Annotated in this window: 28 protein-coding genes, 1 tRNA gene and 1 riboswitch (1 of these 30 running past the window's edge); of the genes, 15 read left to right on the top strand and 14 right to left on the bottom strand. The window is 63.5% G+C overall.

The genetic code is table 11. The features are described from left to right. On the top strand, positions 1-2,145 hold the 3' portion of the coding sequence (locus QZ409_RS13575; protein ID WP_296712242.1) for a malate synthase G. It extends 18 nt beyond the left edge of the window; 2,145 of the gene's 2,163 nt are visible here — the last part of the coding sequence; its start codon lies beyond the left edge, outside the window; it ends in the stop codon at positions 2,143-2,145. On the opposite strand, the gene glcF is transcribed toward QZ409_RS13575, so the two are convergent. The 4 genes from glcF to QZ409_RS13555 form a co-directional block, all read right to left on the bottom strand. Then, the gene (glcF, locus tag QZ409_RS13570) at positions 2,142-3,422 is read right to left on the bottom strand and encodes a glycolate oxidase subunit GlcF (RefSeq protein ID WP_296712239.1); all 1,281 of its coding nucleotides are present in this window, start codon (positions 3,420-3,422) and stop codon (positions 2,142-2,144) included. The two genes, QZ409_RS13575 and glcF, sit on opposite strands and share 4 nt — an antisense overlap. Position 3,423: 1 nt before the next feature. Next, entirely contained in the window at positions 3,424-4,629 is a 1,206-nt protein-coding gene (glcE, locus tag QZ409_RS13565) for a glycolate oxidase subunit GlcE (RefSeq protein ID WP_296712237.1), read from the bottom strand. Positions 4,630-4,640: 11 nt separating this feature from the next. After that, positions 4,641-6,131, bottom strand: a complete 1,491-nt coding sequence (locus tag QZ409_RS13560; protein ID WP_296712234.1) for an FAD-linked oxidase C-terminal domain-containing protein — start codon at positions 6,129-6,131, stop codon at positions 4,641-4,643. Between the two features lie 77 nt (positions 6,132-6,208). Further along, positions 6,209-6,634, bottom strand: a complete 426-nt coding sequence (locus QZ409_RS13555) for a heme-binding protein (protein ID WP_296712233.1) — start codon at positions 6,632-6,634, stop codon at positions 6,209-6,211. Between the two features lie 126 nt (positions 6,635-6,760). Here QZ409_RS13555 and QZ409_RS13550 point away from each other — a divergent pair, with 126 nt between their 5' ends. Together QZ409_RS13550 and QZ409_RS13545 are read left to right on the top strand one after the other, a co-directional pair. Continuing rightward, positions 6,761-7,927, top strand: a complete 1,167-nt coding sequence (locus QZ409_RS13550; protein WP_296712229.1) for an aminotransferase — start codon at positions 6,761-6,763, stop codon at positions 7,925-7,927. Between the two features lie 85 nt (positions 7,928-8,012). Continuing rightward, on the top strand, positions 8,013-8,555 hold the full coding sequence (locus tag QZ409_RS13545) for a methylated-DNA--[protein]-cysteine S-methyltransferase (protein ID WP_296712226.1): 543 nt from the start codon (positions 8,013-8,015) through the stop codon (positions 8,553-8,555). A 190-nt stretch (positions 8,556-8,745) separates the two neighbouring features. Here the strand turns inward: QZ409_RS13545 and QZ409_RS13540 are convergent, their stop codons facing one another. Continuing rightward, positions 8,746-9,255: a DUF2244 domain-containing protein gene (locus QZ409_RS13540; protein ID WP_296712224.1), complete on the bottom strand. Its 510-nt coding sequence runs from the start codon at positions 9,253-9,255 to the stop codon at positions 8,746-8,748. Positions 9,256-9,306: 51 nt separating this feature from the next. Between QZ409_RS13540 and nth the strand changes: the two genes are divergently transcribed. The 5 genes from nth to QZ409_RS13515 all read left to right on the top strand — a co-directional run bounded on the left by nth (position 9,307) and on the right by QZ409_RS13515 (position 13,239). Beyond that, positions 9,307-10,086 (top strand): endonuclease III, encoded by a 780-nt coding sequence (nth, locus tag QZ409_RS13535; RefSeq protein ID WP_296712221.1) that lies wholly within the window; start codon positions 9,307-9,309, stop codon positions 10,084-10,086. 93 nt (positions 10,087-10,179) lie between these two features. Then, positions 10,180-10,407 carry a hypothetical protein gene (locus tag QZ409_RS13530; protein WP_296712217.1) on the top strand — a complete coding sequence of 76 codons (228 nt, stop codon included), beginning with the start codon at positions 10,180-10,182 and terminating at the stop codon, positions 10,405-10,407. A 152-nt stretch (positions 10,408-10,559) separates the two neighbouring features. Beyond that, entirely contained in the window at positions 10,560-11,252 is a 693-nt protein-coding gene (locus QZ409_RS13525; protein ID WP_296712214.1) for a glutathione S-transferase family protein, read from the top strand. Continuing rightward, complete coding sequence (queG, locus tag QZ409_RS13520) at positions 11,150-12,373, top strand: tRNA epoxyqueuosine(34) reductase QueG (protein ID WP_296712211.1); 1,224 nt, start codon at positions 11,150-11,152, stop codon at positions 12,371-12,373. Before QZ409_RS13525 ends, queG begins: the two co-directional genes overlap by 103 nt. Then, a complete protein-coding gene (locus tag QZ409_RS13515) occupies positions 12,370-13,239 on the top strand; it encodes an SDR family oxidoreductase (RefSeq protein WP_296712207.1) in 870 nt (289 codons plus the stop codon). The genes queG and QZ409_RS13515 overlap by 4 nt, the downstream gene beginning before the upstream one ends. Positions 13,240-13,242: 3 nt before the next feature. On the opposite strand, the gene QZ409_RS13510 is transcribed toward QZ409_RS13515, so the two are convergent. Next, positions 13,243-14,190, bottom strand: coding sequence for an alpha/beta hydrolase (locus QZ409_RS13510; protein WP_296712204.1), 948 nt, complete (start codon positions 14,188-14,190; stop codon positions 13,243-13,245). A gap of 121 nt (positions 14,191-14,311) precedes the next feature. Here QZ409_RS13510 and QZ409_RS13505 point away from each other — a divergent pair, with 121 nt between their 5' ends. After that, positions 14,312-16,372 (top strand): YgiQ family radical SAM protein, encoded by a 2,061-nt coding sequence (locus QZ409_RS13505; protein ID WP_296712202.1) that lies wholly within the window; start codon positions 14,312-14,314, stop codon positions 16,370-16,372. Between the two features lie 131 nt (positions 16,373-16,503). After that, the gene (trxA, locus tag QZ409_RS13500) at positions 16,504-16,824 is read left to right on the top strand and encodes a thioredoxin (protein ID WP_296712197.1); all 321 of its coding nucleotides are present in this window, start codon (positions 16,504-16,506) and stop codon (positions 16,822-16,824) included. A gap of 80 nt (positions 16,825-16,904) precedes the next feature. On the opposite strand, the gene QZ409_RS13495 is transcribed toward trxA, so the two are convergent. The 4 genes from QZ409_RS13495 to QZ409_RS13480 form a co-directional block, all read right to left on the bottom strand. Then, entirely contained in the window at positions 16,905-17,654 is a 750-nt protein-coding gene (locus QZ409_RS13495) for an SDR family oxidoreductase (RefSeq protein ID WP_296712193.1), read from the bottom strand. A 104-nt stretch (positions 17,655-17,758) separates the two neighbouring features. Then, on the bottom strand, positions 17,759-18,433 hold the full coding sequence (locus QZ409_RS13490) for an isoprenylcysteine carboxylmethyltransferase family protein (RefSeq protein WP_296712189.1): 675 nt from the start codon (positions 18,431-18,433) through the stop codon (positions 17,759-17,761). 13 nt (positions 18,434-18,446) lie between these two features. Further along, positions 18,447-18,677 (bottom strand): zinc ribbon domain-containing protein, encoded by a 231-nt coding sequence (locus QZ409_RS13485; protein ID WP_296712184.1) that lies wholly within the window; start codon positions 18,675-18,677, stop codon positions 18,447-18,449. A gap of 105 nt (positions 18,678-18,782) precedes the next feature. Next, complete coding sequence (locus QZ409_RS13480) at positions 18,783-19,553, bottom strand: CDP-diacylglycerol diphosphatase (RefSeq protein WP_296712180.1); 771 nt, start codon at positions 19,551-19,553, stop codon at positions 18,783-18,785. A 276-nt stretch (positions 19,554-19,829) separates the two neighbouring features. Here QZ409_RS13480 and minC point away from each other — a divergent pair, with 276 nt between their 5' ends. From minC to QZ409_RS13460, 4 genes are all read left to right on the top strand, one after another. Next, entirely contained in the window at positions 19,830-20,537 is a 708-nt protein-coding gene (gene minC / locus QZ409_RS13475; RefSeq protein WP_296712175.1) for a septum site-determining protein MinC, read from the top strand. A gap of 12 nt (positions 20,538-20,549) precedes the next feature. Then, positions 20,550-21,365, top strand: coding sequence for a septum site-determining protein MinD (gene minD, locus QZ409_RS13470; protein ID WP_296712172.1), 816 nt, complete (start codon positions 20,550-20,552; stop codon positions 21,363-21,365). Next, the gene (minE, locus tag QZ409_RS13465; protein ID WP_296712169.1) at positions 21,362-21,670 is read left to right on the top strand and encodes a cell division topological specificity factor MinE; all 309 of its coding nucleotides are present in this window, start codon (positions 21,362-21,364) and stop codon (positions 21,668-21,670) included. Before minD ends, minE begins: the two co-directional genes overlap by 4 nt. Positions 21,671-22,133: 463 nt before the next feature. Beyond that, complete coding sequence (locus QZ409_RS13460; protein WP_296712166.1) at positions 22,134-22,454, top strand: hypothetical protein; 321 nt, start codon at positions 22,134-22,136, stop codon at positions 22,452-22,454. Positions 22,455-22,552: 98 nt separating this feature from the next. On the opposite strand, the gene QZ409_RS13455 is transcribed toward QZ409_RS13460, so the two are convergent. The 4 genes from QZ409_RS13455 to QZ409_RS13440 form a co-directional block, all read right to left on the bottom strand. Continuing rightward, positions 22,553-22,834 carry a hypothetical protein gene (locus QZ409_RS13455; protein WP_296712163.1) on the bottom strand — a complete coding sequence of 94 codons (282 nt, stop codon included), beginning with the start codon at positions 22,832-22,834 and terminating at the stop codon, positions 22,553-22,555. A 278-nt stretch (positions 22,835-23,112) separates the two neighbouring features. Next, positions 23,113-23,451 (bottom strand): P-II family nitrogen regulator, encoded by a 339-nt coding sequence (locus tag QZ409_RS13450; protein WP_296712160.1) that lies wholly within the window; start codon positions 23,449-23,451, stop codon positions 23,113-23,115. A 372-nt stretch (positions 23,452-23,823) separates the two neighbouring features. Then, positions 23,824-23,898: transfer RNA gene (locus QZ409_RS13445), tRNA-Gly, on the bottom strand. A gap of 35 nt (positions 23,899-23,933) precedes the next feature. Further along, entirely contained in the window at positions 23,934-25,043 is a 1,110-nt protein-coding gene (locus QZ409_RS13440) for a 2'-deoxycytidine 5'-triphosphate deaminase (protein ID WP_296712157.1), read from the bottom strand. Positions 25,044-25,167: 124 nt separating this feature from the next. Then, a riboswitch (SAM riboswitch) is annotated at positions 25,168-25,248 on the top strand. 61 nt (positions 25,249-25,309) lie between these two features. Here QZ409_RS13440 and QZ409_RS13435 point away from each other — a divergent pair. Next, entirely contained in the window at positions 25,310-26,515 is a 1,206-nt protein-coding gene (locus tag QZ409_RS13435) for an O-succinylhomoserine sulfhydrylase (RefSeq protein ID WP_296712154.1), read from the top strand. The last annotated feature ends 72 nt before the right edge of the window (positions 26,516-26,587 follow it).

Here is a 26,587-nt window from a genome sequence, read left to right as displayed (position 1 = left end):
CATGGGCGCATAGCTGTCGCCGCCGTACTCCATGAGTTCATCAATCATGAGGTGCTGCCGGACCTTGGCATAAAGCCAGAGGCGTTCTGGCAGGATTTTGAGCGCTACCTTTCCGAGCTTACGCCAAGCAATCGCGCGCTTCTGGCGAAGCGCGACAGTTTGCAGGCGCAAATTGATCATTGGCATGACGAGCGCCGCGGGGAGATCTTCGACGCCGCCGCCTATCGGCAGTTTCTGACCGACATTGGTTATCTCGTTGCGCGCGGGCCAGCGTTCCAGGTTAGCACGGCCAACGTCGATCCCGAGATTTCAGCTCAGGCCGGTCCGCAGCTCGTCGTGCCGATCATGAACGCTCGCTATGCGCTCAACGCCGCCAATGCGCGTTGGGGCTCACTTTACGACGCGCTCTACGGGACCGACGCCCTGCTTCCCCCCGATCCGGGCAAGAAAGGATATGACGCGGCGCGCGGCGCTAAAGTAATCGGCTGGGGGCGGGAGTTCCTCGACCGCATCGCGCCTTTGACGGACGGATCGCACAAGGATCTGAGCCATTATTATCTGGAACATGGCGGCTTGCGCGGTCAGCTGATCGGGGGCGGCGTCGTCGCGCTGAGAAATCCCAAGTTGCTCGCCGGCTACGCGGGCGATCCGCTGCACCCCCGCAGCTTCTTGCTTGTTCACAACGGATTGCATGTCGAAATCCAGATCGATCGCGACCATCCGATTGGCAAGACTGATCTGGCCGGCGTGTCGGACATTGTCCTGGAGGCGGCGCTCACGGCGATTCAGGATTGCGAGGATTCGGTCGCGGCGGTCGACGCCGACGACAAGGTGGTCGTCTATCGCAACTGGCTCGGACTGATGAAGGGCGACCTGTCGGCGGTTTTCGAAAAGTCGGGGCATGAGTACGAGCGACACATGGCGCCGGACCGCGTGTTCAAGACGCCGCAGGGCGAGCGCATCAGCTTGCCGGGGCGCGCCTTGCTTCTGGTGCGCAATGTCGGTCATCTGATGACGAATGACGCTGTGTTGGTCGATGGCGAACCGGCGCCTGAAGGCCTGCTCGATGCTATGTTCACCAGCCTGATCGCGCTTTACGATCTGAAGGGCCTGGGCCGACTGCGCAACAGCCGCGCGGGCTCGATTTATATCGTCAAGCCGAAGATGCATGGGCCAGAGGAAGTCGCCTTCGCCGACGAGATCTTCGGCCGCGTCGAAGACGCGCTCGGCCTCCCGCGTTTCACGATCAAGATCGGCATCATGGATGAGGAGCGCCGCACCACGGTCAATCTGGCGGAATGCATCCGCGCCGCGAAGGATCGCGTGTTCTTTATCAATACCGGCTTCCTCGACCGCACCGGCGACGAAATCCATACTTCGATGGAGGCGGGTCCCGTCGTGCGCAAGAACGACATGAAGAATGCGGTCTGGATCGGCGCCTATGAGGACAATAATGTCGATGTCGGCCTGAGCGCCGGTCTGCCCGGCCACGCCCAGATCGGCAAGGGCATGTGGGCGATGCCGGACCTGATGTCCTCCATGCTGAAGACCAAGGTCGCCCATCCGCGCGCCGGCGCCAATACCGCATGGGTGCCTTCGCCGACTGCCGCCGTCCTGCACGCCACGCACTATCATGATGTCGACGTCGGGTCGCGGCAGAAGGAGATCGCCGGCCGGGCGCCCGCCAAACTGGACGATATTCTCACCATTCCGCTCGCCGACCGGCCGAATTGGTCGCCGCAGGAAATCAATGAGGAATTGGAGAATAACGCGCAGGGCATATTGGGCTATGTCGTGCGCTGGATCGACCAGGGCGTCGGCTGCTCGAAAGTGCCGGACATTCACGGTGTCGGACTTATGGAAGATCGCGCCACCTTGCGCATTTCCAGCCAGCACATCGCGAATTGGCTGCGGCATGGAATCTGTGTCGAGGATCAGGTGCGCGAAGTGATGCGGCGGATGGCGGCCGTGGTCGACAAGCAGAACGCGGGCGACCCGAACTATCGCCCGATGGCGCCGGAATTCGACAAGAGCGTCGCCTTTCAGGCCGCCTGCGACCTGGTGTTCAGGGGCGCGGAGCAGCCGAATGGCTATACCGAGCCGGTGCTGCATGCGCGTCGGCGCGAGGCCAAGGCGCGGGGCTAGATCAGATTGGCGGGCTTTGGCCCGCCGGTCGCCCAGTCGAGCAGCTCGACCGTGTGGACTACGGGCCGCCGCGTTGCGCTGGCGATCTGGGTGATGCAGCCGATATTGCCCGCCGCGATGACATCCGGCGCGAGGCTTTCGATATTGGCGACCTTGCGATCGCGCAGTTGCAGCGCGATTTCTGGCTGCAGGATGTTGTAAGTCCCGGCCGAACCGCAGCACAAATGGCCTTCTGTTGGCTCCAGCACGGTAAAGCCGGCCTCGGCCAGCAGCCTTTTCGGTTGCTCGCGGACTTTCTGGCCATGTTGCAGGGAACAGGCAGAATGATAAGCCACCCGCAGGCCGGCGGGTGTCCTCGGCGGCTGCAAGCCGATTTCGACGAGGAATTCGCTGACGTCGCGCGCCAGCGCGGACACGGCCTTCGCCTTTTCCGCCAGTGTAGAATCGTCGCGGAACATGAAGCCGTAATCCTTGACGGTCGTGCCGCAGCCCGAAGTGTTGACGATGATCGCGTCGAGTCCGCCCGCCTTTATTTCCTGCGACCAAGCCTCGATATTGGCGCGCGCGAAACCGTCGGCGTCCTGGCCGAGATGATGGGTCAGGGCGCCGCAGCAGCCCGACCCGCGCGCGACGACGACATCGCAGCCGTGCCTTGTCAGTAGCCTGATCGTGGCCTCATTGATCTGCGGCGCTAATACTTTTTGCGCGCAGCCTTCCAGCAAAGCCACACGCCGGCGGCGGACGCCCTCGGCGGGAAAGGCCCCCGGCCCCTCGGAGGGCGAGCGCGCCGGCAGCAGTGCGGGGGCCAAAGCCAGCGCCGCTTTCAGGCGTGAAGGCAGGAGAAAACCGAGCGGCTGGCCCAGGCGAGACGCAAGCAGCGCCAACCGGAACATCTCTGGCCGCGGCAGGACGAAGCCAAGCAAGCGGCGGAACAGGCGGTCGGGCAGCGGGCGCGAAAAAGTCTGTTCGATCCTGTGCCGAGCCTGGTCGACAAGATGCATATAGTGAACGCCGGAGGGGCAGGTCGTCATGCAGGAGAGGCAGGTCAGGCAGCGGTCGATATGAGTGACCGTCTCGGCGTCGGCCGGGCGGTCGTTTTCCAGCATCTCCTTGATGAGATAGATACGCCCGCGCGGGCTGTCGCGTTCGTCGCCGAGCAGGACATAGGTCGGGCAGGTCGCGGTGCAGAAGCCGCAATGGACGCAGGCGCGCAGGATCTTGTCGGCTTCGCTTATGTCGGAATCGGCGAGTTGGGCCAGGCTGAAATGGGTCTGCATCTCACGCCCCCTCGCGCATTCGGCCCGGATTGAGCGCCCCATAGGGGTCGAAACCCTGTTTGATCTTTCGCGTCAAAGCCGCAAGCGCGGGGGGCTCCGGCTCGAACACCGCAACTTTTTCGCGCGTCTCTTCGCTTGCGGCCATCAAAGTCGCGTGGCCGCCGAACGGCTTCAGCGCCGCGCGGACAAGGGACGCGCCGGCGTCAGGCCCCGCGTCTGCGGCGTCGAGGCTCAGCCAGACCAGACCTCCGGCCCAATCGTAGAAATGCTCGGCCGAGGGCGATTTTTCGAGAATCGCGGCGACAAGCTTTGGGGCGACCGAAGGCGGCGGGCAGAGCCGCCAGACCACGCGCCCGGGCAAGGACAGCAGAGGCGCGACTTCGCCGATCTTGCGCCAGAAGGCTTCGCTCTCGGGCGCGTCGAGCCTCGGGCCGGAGCCGAACAGAAGTTGCAGCGCCTCGGCGCGAAAGGCGATGGAGGGCGCCGGGCCTTCCAGCCGCAGGGCGGTCAGGGCGCTGTCGGCGAAGCCGAGGCGCCGGGCGGGTATTGCGGGCAGCTGGGCGGCGGCGGAAACCTCATGCGGCGAGTTCAGCGCCCCGGCCATCAAACCGACGGCGGCCTCGTCGGCGAGGCCGGGAAGGAGCAGGGTGCAGGCGTTTTCGGGCCGGGGCATGACCTTGATCGTCACCTCGGTCAGCAGGGCCAGCGTGCCGAAGGACCCGGCCATCAGCTTGCACAGGTCATAGCCGGTGACGTTTTTCACGACCTTGCCGCCGGCCTTGAAGATCTCGCCGCGCCCATTGACGCCGGCAAAGCCCAGGAAAAAATCGCGCGCGGCGCCCGCGCGCAGGCGCCGGGGGCCGGAAAGATTGCAGGCGAGCGTGCCGCCGAGCGTGGGCTCGCCGCCCCCTTGCAGTAATTCGCGCCAGTCGGGCGGCTCGAAGGACAGCATCTGGCCCTGCGCGGCCAGCAGCGCAGCGATGTCTTTCAGCGGCGTTCCCGGGCGGGCGGTCAGGACGAGTTCCGCCGGCTCATAATCGACCACGCCCGCGAGGCGGGAAGCATCGAGGACATGATCGGCCCGCATCGGGCGTCCGAGCCCGCCCTTGCTGCCTCCAGCGCGGATTTCCAAACTCGCACGCTCCGAGCCCGCCCAGAGAATCATCTCGGCGGCCTCGGCTGCGTCCTTGGGCTGCAACAGGGTCATGGACTCTCCGCTCAGAAACGCGGCAGGTCTGGAAAGCGCAGCTTTCCGCCATGCACATGCACGCGGCCGAGTTCCGCGCAGCGGCATAATTGCGGAAAGACCTTGCCCGGATTGAGCAGGCTGTCTTCGTCGAAAGCGCATTTCAGCCTTTGCTGCTGGTTGAGGTCGCTTTCATTGAACATGGCGCCCATGAGGTCGCGCTTTTCGACGCCGACGCCATGTTCGCCGGTCAGTACGCCGCCAACCTCGACGCAGAGGCGCAGAATGTCCTGGCCGAAACCTTCCGCGCGGTCGAGTTCTCCGGGCTTATTGGCGTCATAGAGAATCAGCGGGTGAAGATTGCCGTCGCCGGCATGGAAGACATTGGCGCAGCGCAGGCCGAATTTCTTCTCCATCTCCTTCATGCGCAGCAAAACCTCGCCGATCCTCTTGCGCGGGATGGTGCCGTCCATGCAGAGATAGTCCGGCGAAATCCGGCCCACCGCGGGAAAGGCCGCCTTGCGCCCGGCCCAGAACAGCAGTCGTTCGGCCTCGCTCTGGCTGACGCGGCAGGTCGTCGCGCCATTTTTACGCGCGATCTCCTCTACTGCCGCGACGAGATGATTGACTTCCGCCTCGCAGCCGTCGAGTTCGACGATCAGCAGGGCGTCGACGTCGAGCGGATAGCCGGCGTGGACGAAATCCTCCGCCGCCTGGATCGCCAGCCGGTCCATCATTTCCATGCCGCCGGGAATGATGCCGGCGCCGATGATCGCGGCGACGCAATCGGCGGCGCCTTCGATGCCAGGAAAGCCGACCAGCAAAGCGCGGGCGCCCGGCGGCGTCGGCAGCAGCCGCACCACGACTTCCGTGACCACCCCGAGCATGCCTTCGGATCCGACGACGACGCCGAGAAGGTCATAGCCCGCTGTGTCGAAATGCTTGCCGCCAAGCTGCACGATCTCGCCCTCCATCGTGACGAGTTCGACGCCGATCACATTATTGGTGGTCAGGCCATATTTCAGGCAATGCACGCCGCCGGAATTTTCGGCGACATTGCCGCCGATGGTGCAGGCGATCTGACTGGAGGGGTCGGGCGCATAATAGAGGCCGAGCGGCTGTGCGGCCTGGGTCACGGCGAGATTGGTCACGCCGGGCTGGACCACGGCGCAGCGGTTGGCGGCGTCGATTTCGACGATGCGGTTGAACTTGCTCATGCCGAGCAGCACGGCGTCCTCGAGCGGCAAGGCGCCGCCCGACAAAGACGTGCCGGCGCCGCGCGGCACCACCTTGATCTTGTTGGCGGCGCAATAGCGTAAGACCTCGACGACCTGCGCTTTTGTCTGCGGCAGGACGACGACCATCGGCAATTGCCGATAGGCGGTGAGCGCGTCGCATTCGAAGGCGCGACGCCCGATTTCCGCGTCGATGACCCCCTCGCCGGGGACGATTCCCCGCAAGGCGGCGACGATTGCGCCGCGACGCGCCAGAACCGCCGCGTCGGGTGGCGGCATCACGATCATGTGCGTCTCCCCGCCATTGCTCGATGATGCCGGCTTTGCGCCGGAATTCTTGTCGTTGTCCGCTGACTATGCGGTTTTCATTGCGCTTTCAGGCCTGCGGCCTCGGCGCCCGCCAGGGCGCAGGCCTCGTCATTGTCGGAGGTGTCGCCGGTCACGCCGACGGCGCCGATGGGCGCGCCGTCGGGACCGGTGAGAATGATCCCGCCCGCCGCCGGAACGATCCCCTGCGGGAAAATCGGCCCCAGCGCGGCGATGAAGGTCGGGCGCTCGGCCGCCATTTCGCCGATCCTGCGCGACGAGACGCCCAGCGCCAGCGCGCCTGCGGCCTTGCCGATGGCGATCTGCGCGCGATGTGTGGAGGCGCCGTCCTGTCTTTGCAGGGCGATGAGATGGCCGCCGGCGTCAAGCACGGCGATGGTCAGCGGTTTGAGGCCCAACTCGCCGCCCTTAACGAAAGCGGCGACGATGAGGACATTGGCCTGTTCGAGCGAGATGCGGCTCATGAAAATTCCCATCGCGAGGGCGCGGCTGATTGATCAGCGTAAAAGCCTGAGCCAAAAAGGCAATGCGATTTTGGTCGGCGGAGCGGTCCCGCGCCATTCCTAAGAAAAGAGAAAGAAAGCCCTGCCATGGTCAATTCGGTCTTCGGCTCCTGCGAAGCCACCATTTTCGAGGTGATGTCGCGCCTCGCCGAGCAAAAGGGCGCCGTCAATCTCGGCCAGGGCTTTCCCGATGGGCTTGAGCCCAAGGAAGTGATCGAGGCCGCAGCCGAGGCATTGCGCAAGGGGCCGCATCAATATCCCTCCATGCTCGGCCTGCCCGCGCTGCGCCAGGCCGTGGCCGCGAACGCCTTGCGCTTTCATGGCCTTGAAGCGGATTGGGAGCGCGAAATCCTCATTACCTCAGGCGGCACGGAGGCGCTGTGCGACGCCTTTCTCGCTTTGCTGGAGCCGGGAGACGAGGTGATCGTGTTCGAGCCGGTCTATGATTCCTATGGGCCGATCATCCGGCGCGGCGGCGCGATTCCTGTGCCCGTGCGGCTGGAGCCGCCGGACTGGCGCCTGCCGCGCGAGCGCCTGCTCGCCGCCATCACCCCGCGCACGCGGGCGATTGTCGTGAACACGCCGATGAACCCGGCTGGCAAGGTGTTCGACGCCGAGGAATTGCGCTTCCTCGCCGACCTCCTGCTGCGCCATGACCTCGTCGCCATTGCCGACGAGGTTTATGAGCATCTGGTCTATGATGGCCGCCGCCACCTCAGCCTGTTTGCCGTGCCGGAAGTGCGCGATCGCGTCGTACGGATCGGATCGGCGGGCAAAACCTTCTCGCTCACCGGTTGGAAAGTGGGCTATGTCATGGCCGACGCCAGATTGCTGACGCCGATCGTCCGCGCGCATCAATATGTGACCTTCACCACGCCCCCGGCGCTTCAGGCGGCGGTCGCCTTCGGCCTCGCCCTGCCGGATGATTATTTCGCCGATCTGAAAAGCCTGCTCGAAGCGCGGCGCGATTTCCTCACCGCAGCCCTGAACCGGCTCGGCTTCGCCACCCAGACGGCGGCAGGCTCCTATTTCGCCATCTCCTCCTTCGCGCCTTTCGACCGCGACGGCGACGATCTCGCCTTCTGCCGCCGGCTGACCGCCGAGGCGGGCGTCACGGCGGTGCCGCTTTCGGCCTTTTATGGCGCGCGGGACTTGCGTTTCCACATCCGCTTCTGCTTCGCCAAAACGCAAGCTGTGCTGGAGAGCGCGGTGGCGCGGCTTGAGGCCTGGCGCGCGGCGCAAAATGTGACTTGATCTGGCGCAAGGCGGGCGCGATAAATTGAGAGCCGTATTTACGGCGCAATTCGGTAATTTTCGCGCTCCATCACAGGCCGGCTGCATGTCAGGCGCTGAACCGTCCAGCATTTCCGGCGATCCAAGCCGATCCGAAATTTTTTACGCGCTCGGGGCGTCGTCGCTCGGGACGGTCCTTGTCGCGCGCAAGCCGCAGGGCGTCTGCGCGATCCTGCTGGGGGACGATCCCGATCGGCTCGAACGCGACCTCGCTGAGATTTTCCCCGATAGCGCCCGCGCTCCTGTGGCCGAGGCGCTGGCGCCCGAACTGGCGGCGGCCATCGCTCTTGCCGAACGGCCTTGGGCGCCTTTCGCGCCCTCTCTCGCCATTGGCGGCACGGATTTCCAGCGCCGCGTCTGGTCCGCCGTGCAGGAGGTGGCGCCGGGGACGACCGTGAGCTATGCGGAAATCGCCCGCCGCATCGGCGCGCCCTCGGCCTTGCGGGCCGTCGCCGGAGCCTGCGCGGCCAATGTGCTGGCGATCGCCATTCCCTGCCACCGGATTCTGCGCAGCAATGGCACGCTATCGGGCTATCGCTGGGGGATGGAGCGCAAGCGCAGACTGCTGGAGCGCGAACAGCAGCGATGAAGGCCCCTGCGACATAATGCGGCGCCCAAAAGGCCCGCACATTTGAGCGAAATCAAACACAGGGGCGCGATCAGGCCTTATTCTGGTTGTCGTGACGCTTCACGTCATACTCGTCGGCGAAAGCAGGCGTTTTCTCCCTGAGACTTGGACCGCTTTTCCAAAGCGGTCTTTTTTTCGTCCATGGGATGGATTAGTCGAAACGCGGCCCGCTTTTCGCGCGCGACAGGGCGGCGGCGAGATCCCTGGCCAGCCGCGTCTTTTCGTGGCGGCCAAGGCAAGCCCCAATTTCCACGCGCGTGCGCCGTGACAGCAGGTCGAGCCTCTCCACGCCGAATTCCTCATGCCTTTCGATGGCGAGCCGGACCCAGAGCGGGTTGAAGCGCCAGTCGCGCCGCCGCCCAGCCGGAGTGATGCGGGCGTAGTGAAGCTCCAGCGCGCTGAGTTCGAGATCCTCATAGGCCAGCGCCGCCCGGGCGTTGCGAAAGAAGGCGAGCGCCAGCCCGACCCAGGTCGCGGCGATGAACACGGCGGCGGGCCAGGCGCCTTGAAGGGTGAGCGCAACGCCGAGTGGCGCCTGAAACGCCGCGAACAGGGCGAGCAGCTTCCGCCGTCCCCGCGCCGTCAGGGCGCGATGCGGGCGCAGGCGCGTGGAAAACAGGGGCGCCTCCGCCCTGGATATAGTCTCCTCCCGCCGCTCCATGCGCCGCCTCCCTCGCTTGTCGCGCCGGCCCCGATGCGCTTAAGTTCGCCCATGACCGAAGCGAACAGCAAACCGCGCGCCTCCCGGCAGAAAAATCCTGCCGCCAAGGCCGCTTCAACGAAGCCAGCCAAGACAAGGCCGATAGCGACAAAACCCGCGAGCAGGCAAAAAGGCGCCGTCAATCTGGCGCGGGTGCGGGAAATTTTCGCCCGCTTCGCCGCGCTCGATCCACACCCCAAGGGCGAGCTGGATTACGTCAACCTCTACACCTTGCTGGTCGCGGTCGTCCTATCGGCCCAGGCGACGGATTCCGGGGTCAACCGCGCCACGAAAGGCCTTTTTGCCGCCGCCTCGACGCCGCAGGCCATGCTGGCGCTCGGCGAGGAGGGCGTGCGCGAAAAGATCAAGACGATCGGCCTGTTCCGCGCCAAGGCGAAGAATGTGATCGCGCTATCGCAAAAACTGATCGCCGAATTCGGCGGCGAGGTCCCGCGCAGCCGCGAGGCGCTCGAAAGCCTGCCAGGGGTGGGGCGCAAGACCGCCAATGTCGTGCTGAACATAGGATTCGGCGAAAAGACCATTGCGGTCGACACCCATTTGTTCCGCGTCTCCAACCGAATTCCGCTCGCGCCCGGCAAGACGCCTGAAGCCGTGGAGAAGGGGTTGCTGGCGATCGTGCCGGACGAATTTCTGCTCCATGCCCATCACTGGCTGATCCTGCACGGCCGCTATATCTGCAAGGCGCGCAAACCCGATTGCCCCGGCTGTCCCATCGCCGACCTCTGCGGCTTTCCGGAAAAGACGACCGCGCCCGCCTCCGCGCGGGCTTGAGCGGGACGCCGGCTTGCCCTTGTCATCGGGTTGTCATATGAACGATCCGATCAAGCTGCGACAAGACAGCTCTTTCCCACGGAAGGGACTGTCATGCTGGGTCCAATGGATTTGGAAGGATGGCTCGACGGAAACGAGGATGAGGATCTGTGCGCCCGCCTGCGTCAGACCCCTCAGATCCAGATGCTCGACCGCGACCCCTCGGTCGCCGGCTTGCCGGGCTGGAGCGCTTTCGATTTCTCGCTGGCCCGCCGCTTTTGCGAAAGCAATTATCTCGACGCCCATGAATTGCACAAGCTGGCCGACATGCTGGGCGTCTAGAGGCGTCCGGACGGGCGTTTCTGCGGCTTAGCTCATGGTTCGCGTCAGAATTTGTTAACCTTACTCCTCGTAACAGTTCTTGTGAGCGCGCGACGTCGCTTCTATAGGTTCTGGCCCGACCGCAAGGTCGCACGGGTTGAATCAGATCAGGCATGCCTCAGCTTTATCACCATCCGCTCTGCCCCCATTCGCGTTTTGTCCGCCTTGCCCTCGGCGAATATGGCGTTGAGGTCGAATTGATCGAGGAGCGGGTCCACGAGCGGCGCCAGGAATTCCTGATGCTCGATCCGGCGGGGCAGACGCCGGTCCTTGTCGAAGACAGCGGGCTTGTCGTGCCCGGTGCGGCGGCGATCGCCGAATGGCTCGACGAAACGCTCGGCGACCGCCTCGGCGACCATCGCCTGCTGCCGCCTTCGCCCGTCGCGCGGGTGGAAGTCCGCCGGCTGACGGCCTGGTTCAACGAGAAATTCTTTTCCGAAGTCACGAACTGGCTGGTGACCGAAAAGGTTTACAAGCGCTTCACCGCCACGGAAATCGGCGGCGGCGCGCCCGATATGGATGTTTTGCGCGCGGCGCGGACTAATGTGCGCTATCATCTGCGCTATATTTCCTATCTGGAATCCACGCGCCGATGGCTGGCGGGCGACAGGATGACTTATGCCGATCTCGCCGCCGCGGCCCATCTATCCTGTGTCGATTTCCTCGGCGACGCGCCCTGGGACGAGGAAGAGCCGGCCAAATCATGGTATCAGCGCCTGAAGAGCCGTCCGAGCTTCCGCCCGCTGCTGGCGGACCGCGTGCCGGGCGTGGCGATCAATCCGAACTACGCCGAAGTCGACTTCTGACCTTTCTGCACGCGGAGGCCGCTCGGCTTGGCTTCGACCTCTGCCGGGTCGCGGGGCCGGACGCCATTCCAGAGGCGCCTGCGCGGCTGGAAGGTTTTCTCGCCGAGGGCCGCCACGGCGACATGGACTGGCTGGCCGAGCGGCGCGACTGGCGCGCGGAACCGCAAAAGCTCTGGCCTGAAGTTCGTTCGATCATCCTGCTCGGAATGAATTACGGGCCGGAAGGCGACGCGCTCGCGGCGCTGGCGGAAAAATCGGCCGGGAATATTTCCGTCTATGCGCGGCATCGCGATTATCATGACATCATCAAGGGCAAGCTCAAACTGCTCGCGGGCGCCGTTCTGGCGCGCGCAAGGGAGTTGGGCGAGGCGGGCGAGGTCAAGGTCTTCGTCGACACCGCGCCGGTGATGGAAAAGCCTCTGGCCGAAGCGGCTGGGCTCGGCTGGCAGGGCAAGCACACCAATCTGGTCTCGCGCGATTTCGGCTCATGGCTTTTCCTCGCCAGCATTTTCACCACGCTCGATCTGCCGCGCGATGCGCCGGAAGGCGATCGCTGCGGGCATTGCCGCGCCTGTCTCGACGCCTGCCCAACCGCCGCGCTTGACGCGCCTTACCAGATCGACGCGCGGCTGTGCATTTCCTATCTTACCATCGAGGCCAGGGGACAGGTTCCGCGCGTTTTGCGTGAGAAGATCGGCAATCGCATTTATGGCTGCGACGACTGCCTCGCCGCCTGCCCTTGGAACAAATTCGCCAGAACCGCGCGCGAGGCGAAATTGCAGGCTCGCGCCGATCTGGTCGCGCCGCCGCTGACCGAACTGGCGACGTTGGACGACGCGGCGTTTCGCGCGAAATTCGCCGGCGGGCCGGTCAAGCGCATCGGCTTTGCGCGCTTTCTCCGCAATGTGCTGGTCGCGATCGGAAATTCGGGCGATCTGTCGCTCGCCCCTCTCGCGGAAGCGCGGCTGGCGCATGAATCGCCGCTGGTGCGCGGCATGGCGGTCTGGGCGCTGGCGCGTTTGCTTTCGCGCGAAAAATTCATCACCCTCGCCGAGGCGCGCGGCGGGCGAGAGAGCGATCCGGACGTTCGCGCCGAATGGGAATGGGGGCTAACCCTGTGAAACTGTTCATTTTCGGACTTGGCTACACCGCCGGCTTTTACGCCGCCCAAGCCGTGGCGCATTTCGACCAGGTGACCGGCACGACTCGCGCGCCGCAGGGCGAGGCCATCGGCCGCGTCAGGATGCTGCCCTTCGACGGCGCGGCGGAGGCGGTCGACGCGCGCCTGCGCCGCGCGCTGCAAGAGGCCGACGCGCTGCTCGTCAGCGCCGGACCCGACGCGATGGGCGATCCCGTGCTGCGGCGGCTTGAGGCCGAAATCGCGGCGGCGCCGCGCCTGAAGAAGATCGTCTATCTCTCGACCATCGGCGTCTATGGCGACCATGGCGGCCACTGGATCGACGAGAGCGCCGAGGCGCGGCCGAGCAATGCGCGCAGCCGGACGCGGCTGGAAGTCGAAGCGCAATGGCTTGCTCTCGGCGCGCGCGCCGGCAAACCAGTCTATGTTCTGCGGCTGTCGGGCATTTACGGTCCGGGCCGTAATGTGCTGGTGAAGCTGCGCGAAGGGACGGCGAAGCGGCTGGTCAAGCCCGGACAGGTTTTCAACCGCATCCATGTCGCCGATATCGCCAGCGCCATCGACGCCTGTCTGCTCTCTGATACGCCGGCCGGGATTTACAACGTCACTGACGACGAGCCGGCGCCGCCGCAGGATGTCGTGCTTTACGCCGCGATCCTGCTGGGCGTCGCGCCGCCGCCGGAACAGGATTTCGTCGCCGCTGAACTCACGCCAATGGCGCGCAGCTTTTACGGCGAGAACAAGCGCGTCTCCAATATGCGGATGAAAGCCGACCTCGGCGTCGAGCTGGCCTTCCCGACCTTCCGCGAGGGGATCGCAGCTTTGGCCGCACAGGGCGAGGGCCGGTGATTCTCACGCTCCGAGCGTGAGATTGCCTTCATCGTCGCGGCCGCGTCCGGCGACGACCAGCCGGTCCTGCGCGCCGATCAGGGTTTGCGCGAGGTCGGCGTAAAAATGCGCGTCGTTGAAATACCAGCTGTGGGAAAAGCGCGCGACCGAGAGCGGATCTGGAGCCGGCGGCGTCAGGGTCTCGAAATGGGCGCTGCAATTCACATTGACGGTTTTCGACGGCGCGTTCGGCGGCAGGCCGACGCGGCCGAGCCTCGGCGCGACGCCGACCCATTTGGCGTTGGAAATTTGCAGAATTTCGTCGTGGCGGTTGAAATAATTGGTCAGCCGATAGGCATGACCCAGCATGCTCTCGGTGTCCTTGTTGCCGGCGACGAAATCATCGGCGTCGACGTCGCCGCCGATGAGCGCCAGCTGGTTCAGCGTCCAGCCGCTTCCCGTCTTGATCCCGTCGTCGGCATGGTCGAGCGCCTCGCGCAACACATAGGCGCCCATGGAGTGACACAGGGCGTGGATGGCGACTCGGCAATCCTGCGTTTGCGCAGCGAGCAACGGTTTGATTGCGGCGTTGACCAGATCGATCGCCGTTCTTTTGGCAATGTCCAGATCGGGCAGATAAGCGAAGGTCTCGTCGGCCGAAGGCCAGTCGAAACTGATGACAGTGACCGTCATGCGACCCGCCAGTCCGGCGACAATGGCGCGATGCGCCGCATCGACGTCGGCGGCGCCAGTATTGTAGCCGTGGACGAAAAACAGCGCGTCGCCAAAGGCGCTTCCCTTCCCGTCGCGCTGAAAGCTCGCCATGATTCGCGCGATCCAGTCGCGCAGGCCGACGCGGTGCGAGGGGCGGGGTTCCTCGCCATCGGGGACAACAAGGTAGCGGATCGCGCCAAGCGCGGTTCCGAACGCGTCGCCATCGACGGAACGGACGGTGACAAAGAATTTCGCCATTTTTCCCTCCAAAATTGCTATTCTTGAAAAAATCGCGCTATGGGACCCGTCCGCACACGAGCCTCGCCGCGAAACGAGATTTTAGCGCGCCGCGTCACGCCGCCTATTCAGCAAAGAGTCCATGTCCGAGCCGAAAATTGCCGCGCACGCGGCCAAGCCATTGTTTTCATATCGCAAATATTGGGCGCACCGGTTCGGGACGGCGCCCTTTCTGCCCATGTCGCGCCCGGAGATGGAGGCGCTCGGCTGGGATAGCTGCGACATCGTGCTGGTCACGGGCGATGCCTATATCGATCATCCGAGCTTCGGCATGGCGATCATCGGCCGCCTGCTCGAAGCACAGGGGTTTCGCGTCGGCATCATCGCGCAGCCGGACTGGAAGGACGCGGAAGCCTTCAAGCAGCTGGGCAAGCCCAATCTCTTCTTCGGCGTGACATCGGGCAATATGGATTCGATGGTCAACCGCTACACCTCGGATCGCCGGCTGCGTCACAACGACAGCTATACGCCGCATGGCGAGGGCGGCAAGCGCCCGGATCGCGCGGTCATCGTCTATGCCCAACGCTGCCGCGAGGCCTTTTCGGACGCGCCGATCGTCATTGGCGGCATCGAGGCCTCGCTGCGCCGCATCGCCCATTACGATTATTGGTCGGACAAGATCCGCCGCTCGATCCTGATGGATTCCAAGGCGGACCTGCTGCTTTACGGCAATGCCGAGCGGGCGCTGGTCGATGTCGCCCATCGCATCGCCAAAAAGGGCTTGGCGCAGGATTTTTCCGACATTCGCGGGCTCGCCTTCATGCGCGACGCCACGCCCGAAGGCTGGACCGAGGCCCATGCGGAGGATCTCGACGGCGACGAGGGCGTTCACGTCAAGGGCGACAATGTCGTCGTGCGCCTGCCCGGCTTCGAGCAGGTCGTGGCGGAGCCGGAAAGCTACGCCCGCGCCTCGCGCGTTCTGCATCGGGAGAGCAATCCCGGCAACGCCCGCCCGCTGGTCCAGAAACATGGCGGCCGGGAAGTCTGGCTCACGGCGCCGCCCATTCCGCTGACCACGCCGGAGATGGACGCGGTCTATGGCCTGCCCTACGCCCGCGCGCCGCATCCCGTCTATGAGGGAGCGAAAATCCCGGCCTGGGAGATGATCCGCCATTCGGTCACCATCATGCGCGGCTGTTTCGGCGGCTGCTCGTTCTGCTCGATCACCGAGCACGAGGGCCGCATCATCCAGAGTCGTTCGCAGGATTCGATCCTCAAGGAGATCGAGGAGATCCGCGACAAGGGCGAAGGCTTTACCGGGATCATTTCCGACATCGGCGGGCCGACCGCCAACATGTATCGCATGGCTTGCAAGGACAAGGAGACGGAAAGCGTCTGCCGACGGCTCTCCTGCGTCTATCCCGACATCTGCAAGAACCTGAACACCAGCCACGACGCCCTGATCGAGCTTTACAGGAAAGCCCGCGAGATCAAGGGCGTGAAGAAGGTGATGGTGGCCTCCGGCGTGCGCTACGATCTGGCCGTGAAAAGCCCGGCCTATGTGCGCGAGCTGGTCGCGCATCATGTCGGCGGCTATCTCAAGATCGCGCCCGAACATACTGAAGGCGGCCCGCTGTCCAAGATGATGAAGCCGGGCATCGGGGCTTATGACACGTTCAAGGAAATGTTCGACAAGGCCGCGCGCGAGGCCAAGAAGGAATATTTCCTCATCCCCTATTTTATCGCCGCCCATCCGGGCACCAGCGACGAAGACATGATGAATCTCGCGCTTTGGCTGAAGCGCAACAAATATCGCGCCGATCAGGTGCAGACCTTCCTGCCCTCGCCCATGGCCTTGGCGACGGCGATGTATCATTCCGGCTTCAACCCGCTCAAGCCCGTGCGGCATGGGGCGTCCGAGCAGGTCTCGGCCATCAAGGGGTTGCGCCAGCGCCGGCTTCACAAGGCATTTTTGCGTTATCACGACGCGGAAAACTGGCCGATGCTGCGCGAGGCGCTCAAGGCCATGGGCCGCGCCGATCTCATCGGCCCCGGCAAGCACCAGCTGGTGCCGCAATGGCAGCCGGCCGGCACAGGCGCAGGGGGCGAGGGCCGTCGCCAGGGAGTTTTGAAAGGGACCGACAAAGGCCAGCGCAACAACAAGGCGCGGAAATTTCTCACCAAGGGCGTCTTTCCGGCGTGAGTCTTGCTCTTGCTTCGACGCAAGGAAGGTGCGGCGCTGGCGCGCTTGACGCTCAGTGTCGGCCTACCTACTTTCGGCTTCAACTTTCCCACTGGCCCAGGGATTCGCATCCCGCCGCACGCGAGGTTCTCATGTCCACCGAAAAAGTCACCGACGCCACGTTCGAATCCGATGTCATCAAGTCCGCGGAGCCGGTTGTCGTGGATTTCTGGGCGGAATGGTGCGGCCCGTGCAAAATGATCGGCCCATCGCTCGAAGAGCTGGCCAAGGATTACGCCGGCAAGGTCAAGATCGTGAAGCTCAATGTCGATGAGAACCCGGCCGTCGCCGGCAAGCTCGGCATCCGCTCGATCCCGACGCTGATGCTGTTCAAGGACGGCAAGGTCGCTGCGCAGAAAGTCGGCGCCGCGCCCAAGGGCGAACTCGCCAAATGGATCAATGGCGCGATTTGAGCGTCGACCATCTGACACGAAAACTTTGCTGATCGCGGTTGCCGCGATCAGCAATATAAAAATCAGCCCCGTTTCGAAAATCAGCCCCGTTTCACTATGAACGGGCCGGCGGCCTGACAGGTCGGCATCATTTCGATCCGGTTGATATTGACATGCGGGGGCAGCCCGACCAGCCAGGCGGCGGTTTCGGCAATGTCCTCCGGCGTCAACGATTTGGTCCCGGCATAGACCGCATCGGCCTTGGAATCGTCTCCCGCGAAGCGCACCTTCGAAAATTCCGAACCCGTGACCATGCCCGGCTCGATATTGGTCACACGGACGTTCAGCCCGGCGAGATCGGCGCGCAAATTCAGCGAAAATTGCAGCACGAAAGCTTTTGTAGCGCCATAGACGTGGCCGCCGGGATAGGGATAGTCGCCCGCGACCGAGCCGAGATTGATGATCAGCCCATCATTGCGCGCCACCATCTGCGGCAGCACCGCGCGGGTGAGGTGGACGAGGCCGGAGACATTGGTGGCGATCATCCGGTCCCAGTCGGAAAGGTCGGATTCCCAGGCCGGTCCGAGGCCGAGCGCGAGTCCGGCGTTGTTGATCAACACGTCGATCTGCCGCCATTCCTGGGGAAGCGAGTCCACGAAACCGTCCACGGCCTTGGCGTCGGTCATGTCCAGAGCCAGCGGCAGCACGGCGGGGCCGAGTTCCTGCGCGAGCTCCTGCAGGCGCTCGACGCGCCGGCCCGTCGCAATGACGCGATGGCCGTCCTTGACGAAGCGGCGGGCGAAAGTTGCGCCGAACCCGGCGGTGGCGCCGGTGACGAGAATGGTCTTCATGGAGAGGTCCCGAATTTTTCGCGCGGTCGCGCATTCACGTCAATATAGCCGCGATTTTCCCGGCGCCGATAGGCGAAAACCCGGGCGCCTGCTTGCATCGGCGCTTACCAGATAAAGGGGATCATCCGCCAGCTGCGCGCGCGATAGGCGGCGTATTCCGCGCCGAAATGCGCCTGCAACAGGTTTTCTTCGGCATCGATGCGCGCGAGCAGCGGCGGCAACGTCAAGGCCGTGACGATGAGTCCGAGGCCGGAGCGGAAGACGAAAGCCCAGCCCAGCGAGCCGAGCATAAGGCCGAGATAGGAGGGGTGGCGGATGAAGCGGTAGATCCCGTCGGTCACAAGGCGATGGCCGGGCTGGATGGCGACGAGGCCTGAAAAGCGGTCGTCGAGCACGGCCACCGGCCAAAGCCTCAGCCAGCCGCCGATCGCGAACAGGCCTACGCCGCTCCAGCGAAGCCCTTCGCCGCCGAGCGAAAGAATGTCATGCCGGTCGCCCCAGGCGGGCAAATAGCCGTTGACGAGGCCGAGAATGGCGAAAGCGGGAAGCACCCAGCGATTGTCGCGATCCTCGCGAATTCCGGGCGAGAGATTGCCGCCGCAGAACAAGGCGATGGCGGCGAGGCCGAAATAGACGATGGTTAGCGCCCAGAAGGCGGGGTGGAGCAGGAAAGGCTCGAAGCCGCCCCAGCCCCAGATCGGCAAGGCGTAATAGGCGAAGGCGCCGCCGATGACCCAGCCGACGCGGCTCATGGCGCTGAGGCTGCCGCGCTCCGCCATGATTTTGGCCTCCTCAGCCGAACATCGACGCGCCGGGGCAGGCGGCGCAGGACGGGCCGGCGCCGGCATTTGAGCAAGCCGCCGGGGCGTCGCTGTCGCCGCCGCGCGCCGGCGTGGCGATGAGGGATAATTGCTGCTCCAGCTCGACGGCGCCGCAGGAGGGGCAAGCCGGTTCTTCGCCGCCGCGCACCAGGGTCTGAAAGGATGAGCCGCATTTCTTGCATTGATAGCCGTAGATCGGCATCGGGAGCCTCGATCGATCGGGAAAGGGAGTTCTTGGGCGAAGTTCGCCCGTCGCGGTGTCATTAGCAACCGGGGCGCCAAAAGCAAATGTCTCAATTAGGCGGGTTCAGCCCCGCGCGACGCGGCATTGATGGTCGAGCAGTTCTTCCGCGTGGCCGCCGTTCCCGGCGACGAGCAGGATGAAGCCGCGCCCGTATTTCGCATCCTCGACGCCGATCATGGCGATGGTCTGGCGCGCCATGTCGTCCTTGGCGTGGGGAATTTCCGTCGCCACCATGCGGAAGATGTTCTGGTCGAGATCGCCTTCCTTCAGGCGCCGGGCGCGATAATGCCCGGCGGAGGGGCGCAGATCGAGATCGAACCAGCTTTTCTGCCCATTGACCGCGTGGGCCAGCGCCTTGCGGACCGTGGGCTGCACGCAATCGACATGGATATGGAGCTGGTCCTGGCTGCGCCCCGGACGCGAATTGACCGCCATGCCGAGATCGTTCCAGCGCAGCTGCTGGCCGGCGCCCTGGACCACCCAGTCACGCTGGCTCCAGGCGTTGGCCCAGTAATTCGGCGTGTCGGTCCGCAGCAGGGACGGGCTTTCGACGCCCGAAATCTTCTCCAGCGGCGTGACGATGATATGGGTGTCGTCGTCGGGGGCGCGCAAGGTCGCGGAACCCTTGTCGTGATCCACCGCGAGGCAGGGCAGAACGACCCCGGTGACCCGGCTGACCGGCGCGCAGATTCCGTGAACGATGCGCCACAATCCGTCGCGCCCGAACGCGCGGCCCTCGAAGGCGCCCGCAGGGCGGGTTGCGCAAGTCAGAGCCGACAGAGCCAGCGCGAGCAGACTCAGCAAAGAGCAAAATGCGGGAAAGGCGCGGTGCAAGGGCGGATCATCCGGCGTCGGGGCCGCTCCCTTAGCATTTTTTCCAGGCGGCGCGCCACCGAGCAGAGCGGCGCCACCCAGGAGAGCTGCGCCTTTGGGGAATTGGAGCGGGCGATGAGAATCGAACTCACGACATACAGCTTGGGAAATAGGATTTCTATAATTTCTTGAGATTGCCACTGCTTTCTGAAAGCCCCATGAAGACGCCATCAGCGTCGTTAACATTTCGTAAACCATTGCAATGCATGGTTAATGAAACACAAACGGGATGCATCGATGAACGCCCATGTGCGCTCTCCTGCCACGCTGAACCTGAGAACGCATTCGCTGATAGCGTTCGTTTTGCAGCCGGTTGAGCCCTTGGTCGAGTGGCTCGAGACGCTGGACGGCTGGCTGGCCCGCTCCCCGAATTTTTTTGCCAATAAGCCCATCATCCTAGACATGGCCCAGGCCGATATTTCTCTCATGGATTATCGTGACCTGCTGAGCCAGTTGGCGCGCCGCCATATCCGCGTCATGGGCGCAGAAGGCGCCAGCCGGTCTTTGGTCGGTCCGCATCTGCCGCCTAATGTGACGGGAGGACGGCCTGTCGATCAACCGGAAGCTCCAGCTGAAAGCAAGGCTCCCGCGGTGGAGCGGCCGCCCGCAGCCCATAGCCGGACATTGATCATCGATGCGCCGGTGCGCTCGGGACAGACGATCTCCAATCTCGAGGGCGACATCACTATCATAGGCCGCGTGGCTTCAGGCGCCGAAATCATTGCGGGCGGATCTGTCCATATTTATGGAGCGGTGCAGGGCCGCATCATCGCGGGCGTGTCCGGCACGCCCGATGCGCGCATTTTTTGCACTGAAGCGCGAGCCGAACTGCTTTGCATCGGCGGCGCCTATGCGACTGCCGAAAATATGGACCCAAAGACCGAGGGTAAAAGTCTCGAGATCCGCCTGGCCGAAGGCTACCTGAAATTCCGAATTTTGAATTGAAAGGGGTGTGCGATGAGCAAAGTCGTTGTGGTGACGTCAGGAAAAGGCGGAGTGGGAAAGACGACCTCGACGGCTTCTATCGGGGCGGCTTTGGCCAAGAGCGGCAAGCGGGTATGTGTCGTCGATTTCGATGTCGGGCTCCGCAATCTCGATCTGGTGATGGGCGCAGAGCGTCGCGTTGTTTATGACCTGATCAACGTCGCCCAGGGCGACGCCAAGTTGCCCCAGGCGCTGATCCGCGACAAGCGCATCGAAACGCTGAGCCTGCTAGCCGCCTCGCAGACCCGTGACAAGGATGCCTTGACGGAACAAGGTGTCGAAAAGGTCATAGGTGAATTGCGCGGCATGTTCGACTGGGTTCTCTGCGACAGTCCTGCCGGGATCGAACGGGGAGCTTTGCTTGCGATGCGCTTCGCCGACGAGGCGGTGGTGGTCACAAACCCGGAAGTGTCGTCGGTTCGCGATTCGGATCGCATCATTGGATTGCTGGATTCCAAAACGCTTCGCGCCGAACAAGGTCTGCGCATGGACAAGCAGTTGCTGCTGACCCGCTTTGACGCTGGACGCGCGAGCCGCGGCGAAATGCTCAGCGTCGCCGACGTGCTCGACATCCTCTCAATTCCTTTGCTCGGGATCATTCCCGAAAGCGAGGACATCCTGCGCGCTTCCAATCTCGGCGCTCCCATCACGATGAACGGGTCGACGAGCCTGGCGGGGCGGGCCTATGAGGACGCCTCGCGTCGCCTTATGGGCGAAACGATCCCCATGGTTATTCCCGGCGAAAAGAAGTCTTTCCTCAACCGCATTCTCGGCCGGAGGGCGGCATGAACCTACTCAACTTCTTCAAGCCTCGCGGCACGGCGCCGGTCGCGCGTGAACGGTTGCAAATTCTGCTCGCGCATGAGCGAATCACACTGGGGCCTCGCAATCTCATCGCTATTCTGCGGGACGAAATATTGGCGACCATCGCGAAACATGTTGAGATTGCGCCAGAAGCTCTGACCGTCAAGATGGGTCAGGCAGGCTCCGTTTCCACACTTGAAATCGATGTGGAGATTCCGACCGAGAAGGTTAGCGCCAAGCCCGCCCATCAAGAAGCAACGCTCGCCAAAGCAGCGGCGGCGTCGCGATAAGCTGGCGACCTCGCTACCATTCATCCTTTAGAAACGTCCACTCGGTCGTCACTATCGCAAACCCCGCTCGCTGAAATCAATCCAATGGTCAAACAGCGACGACGCCCGCGCTCCAACGGGAAGCGCTCTTGTCGAAGTGAGAATGTGCCCCCACATCGAATCCACGATGAGCTTTCCTTCCCATCGGCTCAAGCCAACTGACGGGTCGCCGCGGACGTACCGGCGATCGGTTTTCGTAAGGCCCTGGCAAGCTTTCGGGCGCAGGGTTCAAAGACGCGGGCCAGCCTCCCGTCCCGCAACTGCAATACGCCCGCCACGGATGTACTGGCGGGCGTTTCACTTTATCGTGCATCGTTCAAATTGAATCTAAAAAGGTTACGCGCCCTTTAGCAGCCTATGTAACCCTTTGATAACAACTGGACCAGAAATACTGCGCACAGATTTTTGAGATGGGAGAAAGCCAATGCTTGCCCAAATCTCTCTCGACGGCATCAAGGCGCGACTCGGCGGCGACGAACATCTCGCTGTGATCGGCGCACGTGATTTCACTTTTGATACGGCGCACGTTACCTTCCAATTGAGCCGAAGAAACCCAAGTCACGTGAGGATCGTGGATATATCCGTTCAGCCGAATGGCCGCTTCACGATCGATTGTTTCGGAGCGCTTCTACCTGGCACATTCCAAGCTCCTCTTGTGCGCGAGGCGACAAACATCTTCCCCGAGAACCTAGGAATCGTCTTTGATCAGCTCGTCGGTATAGACGGCCCGAATTGGCATTCTTGATCAGGCTGTCTCAAATCCTGGCGTTCTAGATAGCATGCCCCGCACGGTGAAAGCCGGCTGCGGGGTTTTTCGTTATCGCACGACGAAAGCATTTCGAATCAAGGCGGGGTCCAGTAGCCTGCGCTTTGATCCCCGGTTCCGATGAAGTCTTGGGGGTGGGACTCAATCACCTCTGCAGGCACGATCTTCATCATTTCCGGCGGAGCTGACGCGGGGGCCTGATTGGAAGCTGTCGAGGCTGGCGGGATCGCTTGCGCAAGAGTCGACGTGGAGCGGCAGGCGCCGCCCATAACGAGACCAATATTCGTGGCGAGGGCCGTCGCGCCGCCGAGAATGGCGGCGAGGCCCAGCACGGTGAATTTCGAAAAGCGAATCGTCATAGCGCCTCCTTTTGGCGCATCGCGCCAAGATGGTTGACGGCTGATTTTCCCAGTCGCCGAGGAGACGATACGCAAATTGGAGACAACGACTGTGATCTAGTCCACAGCACGAACACCAAGCTCATAGGTCGCTATTTTCCGCTGGCGCCGAAAGCGGCAAACTGGCTATTCCGGCCTCGACCCGCCGACGCTGTGCGCCCTGAGGCAAAAATAGTCGCGCTCGCCGGACGCGGCGCATTGGTGCGGACGTACCAACGGCCCGTTTCGTTTTTGGGGGGTTAGACCGCGTCGGGGCCGATATCGCCAGTTCGGATGCGGATCGCCTGCTCGATCGGGATCACGAAGATCTTTCCGTCGCCGATATGGCCGGTCTGCGCGCTTTTGTGAATCGCCAGAATCGCTTCGTCCAATTTTTCGTCTGGTACGATGACCTCGATCATCACCTTTGGAAGGAAATCGGCCACGTATGGGTTGCCGTGGTATAGTTCGGTGTGACCCAGTTGGCGACCGATGCCCTCGACCTCAGTCACGGTTACGCCTTGGGCGCCAAACTCCTGCAGGGCCTGTTGCACTTCCTCGAATTTGAACGGTTTGATGATCGCGACGATCTTTTTCACAGCCACCGCTCCGAACAAGAAGCACGCGGGAACATAGACCATACCAAATTTCGTCGTATCCTCGATAGCCCAACCAATCAGGCGTCACAGCGCCGCCTTGCGCGCAATAGGCCACACGGCGGAGCCGCCTGGCGCGGCAAATGTCAGGGAATCGGTTAGTTTCGTCCGGCAGGCCGATCGTATCGAAGGCCATGGCGCCAGAATGCTGCCAGGAGTAGCAGGTGGCGTCGCGCAGAAATGGTGCGATGGCGACCAATCCGATTTTGTCGCGAATCGCTTCGGTGGCGGCATGGTGGCGACATAACATTTACGCGAGGCGAGAGGCGTGTCGCGCCATTGCAATAAAATTATTTAAAATCAATCAGATGTGGTTGGAGCGGGCGATGAGAATCGAACTCACGACATACAGCTTGGGAAGCTGTCGTTCTGCCACTGAACTACGCCCGCGCTCCCGACTCTCATAGCCGGATCGGACGCGGCCTTCAACGGGCCGCGCGAAAATGTTTCGACAGTTTCAGGCCCTGCGCCTGATAATTCGAGCCCAGACCTGCGCCGTAGAGATCATGCGGAACCTCCGCCATGCGCTCATAGACCAGGCGCCCCACCGGCTGGCCGTCTTCAAGGATGAAGGGCACGTCATGCGAGCGCACTTCCAGCACCGCGCGCGCGCCCTTGCCGGCGGCTTCCGTCGCGCCGAAGCCGGGGTCGAAAAAGCCGGCGTAATGGACGCGGAACTCGCCGACCAGCGGATCGAAGGGCGTCATTTCGGCCGCGTGGTCGGCCGGCACCTGAACTTCTTCCTTGGACGCGAGGATGTAGAACTCGCCTGGGTCGAGCACCAATTCGCCGCCGCCGCTGGCGAAGACCGGCTCCCAATATTCGGCGATTTCGCAGGACCCCGGCTTGTCCACGTCGATGAGCCCGGTGTGGCGCTTGGCGCGATAGCCGATCAGCCCGTCGCCGAAGCCCGAAAGATCGATGGAAATGGCGACGCCGCCGGAAAAGGACGGATTTTCGATCGAGACCAGTCTTTTGCGCGCATGAAGTTCCGCATGTGCGGCGTCATCGAGCCGGGCGGCGCCGCGGCGGAAGCGGATCTGCGACAGGCGCGAGCCGCTGCGCGCGAGAATGGGAAAGGTGCGGGGTGAAATTTCCGCGAATAAAGGTCCGCAATAGCCCGCCTCGATAGTGTCGAAGGCGCGGGCCTGGTCCGCGATGACGCGGGTGAAGACGTCGATGCGGCCGGTCGAGCTTTTCGGATTGGCGCTGGCGGCGACGTCCGGCGCGAGCGCGAGGCTCTCCATCACTTCCGCCACATAAACGCAATTGGTTTCCAGCACCGCGCCGGGGCCGAGGTCGATTTCATGCAGGGCGTGGCGGGCGATGGCCTCGCCGACGCTGCGCGCGCCGGGCAGGAAGCTGGCGCGCATGCGCCAGGCGCGCCGTCCCAGCCGCAGATCGAGGCTCGCGGGCTGGATCTGGCCCGGCGCCAGCGGCGCGGCCGGGCGGATGGCGCCGCTCTGGGCGAGAGCGGCGATCTGATGGGCGGCGAAAATGCCTTGTTCTTCTTGTTTCGCCGCCGACGCAGCCACGGGCCTCTCCCAAAACTCAACAAGCGCCCGCGATTGTTTACGGGGCGCGAGAGCCTAATCCAAGTTTGTTCAGCGGCAAAGACGCAGTTTGTGTGAGATTGACCCGCCGTCGCCACGGCGTTAAAAGCGGGACCGTGGTCATTTGAGCCGGCCGGCTTGCCGCCACGTTAAACAAAGCAGCTAAACAGGCCGGGTCTGCCCAAAATCGAGCAGCCGGCCGCTTTGCTTCCAGGAGCCAGGGCGCGTTGCGCCGTGAGGAGTTCGCCATGTCCGCCTATGACCGTCCCGCCATCGACGCCAAGACCCTGCGCCCGCGCACGAAAATGGTCCATGGCGGCACGATGCGCTCGGGCTTTGGCGAAACTTCCGAGGCTTTGTTCCTGACGCAGGGCTTCGTCTACAATAGCGCGGAAGTCGCCGAAGGCCGTTTCACCGGCGAGGACGAGGGCTTCCAGTACAGCCGTTTCGGAAATCCGACCGTGGCGATGTTCGAGCAGCGCATGGCTTTGCTCGAAGGCGCCGAAGCCGCGCGCGCGACCGCGACTGGCATGGCGGCGGTGACCAATGCGCTGATGGCCCAGGTGCGGGCGGGCGATCATGTCGTCGCCTCGCGCCAGCTGTTCGGCTCCTGCCTTTATGTCATCACGGATCTGCTGCCCCGCTTCGGCGTCGAGACCACTCTGGTGGACGGCGACGACCTCGGCGCATGGAAAGCGGCGCTGCGGCCCAATACCAAGACCGCTTTTCTGGAAAGCCCGACCAATCCGGCCCTCGGCGTGCTCGACATTCCGGCCATCGCCGAAATCGTTCATTCCGTTGGCGCCACGCTAGTGGTGGACAATGTCTTCGCCACGCCCTTGATGCAGAAGCCGCTCGAGCTGGGCGCGGATTGCGTGGTCTATTCCGCGACCAAGCATATTGACGGACAGGGCCGCTGCCTCGGCGGCGTCATCCTCGGCTCGAAGGATTTCATCGAGACCCATATCCATAATTACCTGCGCCAGACCGGGCCGTCGCTGTCGCCCTTCAACGCCTGGGTGCTGCTGAAAGGTCTTGAGACCTTGCCGCTGCGCATCGCCCAGCAGCAGGACAGCGCGGGCAAGCTCGCGGATTTTCTCGCCGGTGAGACGAAAATCGCCCGCGTCTATTACCCGGGGCGTTCGGACCATCCGCAATATGAACTGGCGAAGCGCCAGATGAAGGGCGGCTCCACCATGGTCGCCTTCGACGTCGCGGGCGGCAAGGCCGAGGCGTTCCGCATGGCCAACGCCTTCGAGATCATCAAGATTTCCAACAATCTCGGCGACGCCAAAAGCCTCGTCACCCATCCGGCGACCACGACCCATCAGCGCCTGACCGAAGAGGCGCGGCAGGCCGCCGGCATCGGACAGGGCATGTTGCGCCTGTCCGTGGGGCTGGAAGATGTCGAAGATCTGATCGACGATCTGAAGCGCGGCCTCGCCGCCGTCTGACTTGGCGTCCTCGCGCGCAAAAATATTGGCGGGCGGGCCGCAGCGGCGTAAGCTGGGCGGCGACGCGTCGGG

It is taken from the genome of Rhodoblastus sp. (genome assembly GCF_019449565.1).
In the GTDB taxonomy this organism is placed as follows: Bacteria; Pseudomonadota; Alphaproteobacteria; order Rhizobiales; family Beijerinckiaceae; genus Rhodoblastus.
The sequence above is the reverse complement of the archived record's forward strand: the minus strand, read 5'-3'. Positions and strand labels throughout refer to the sequence as shown.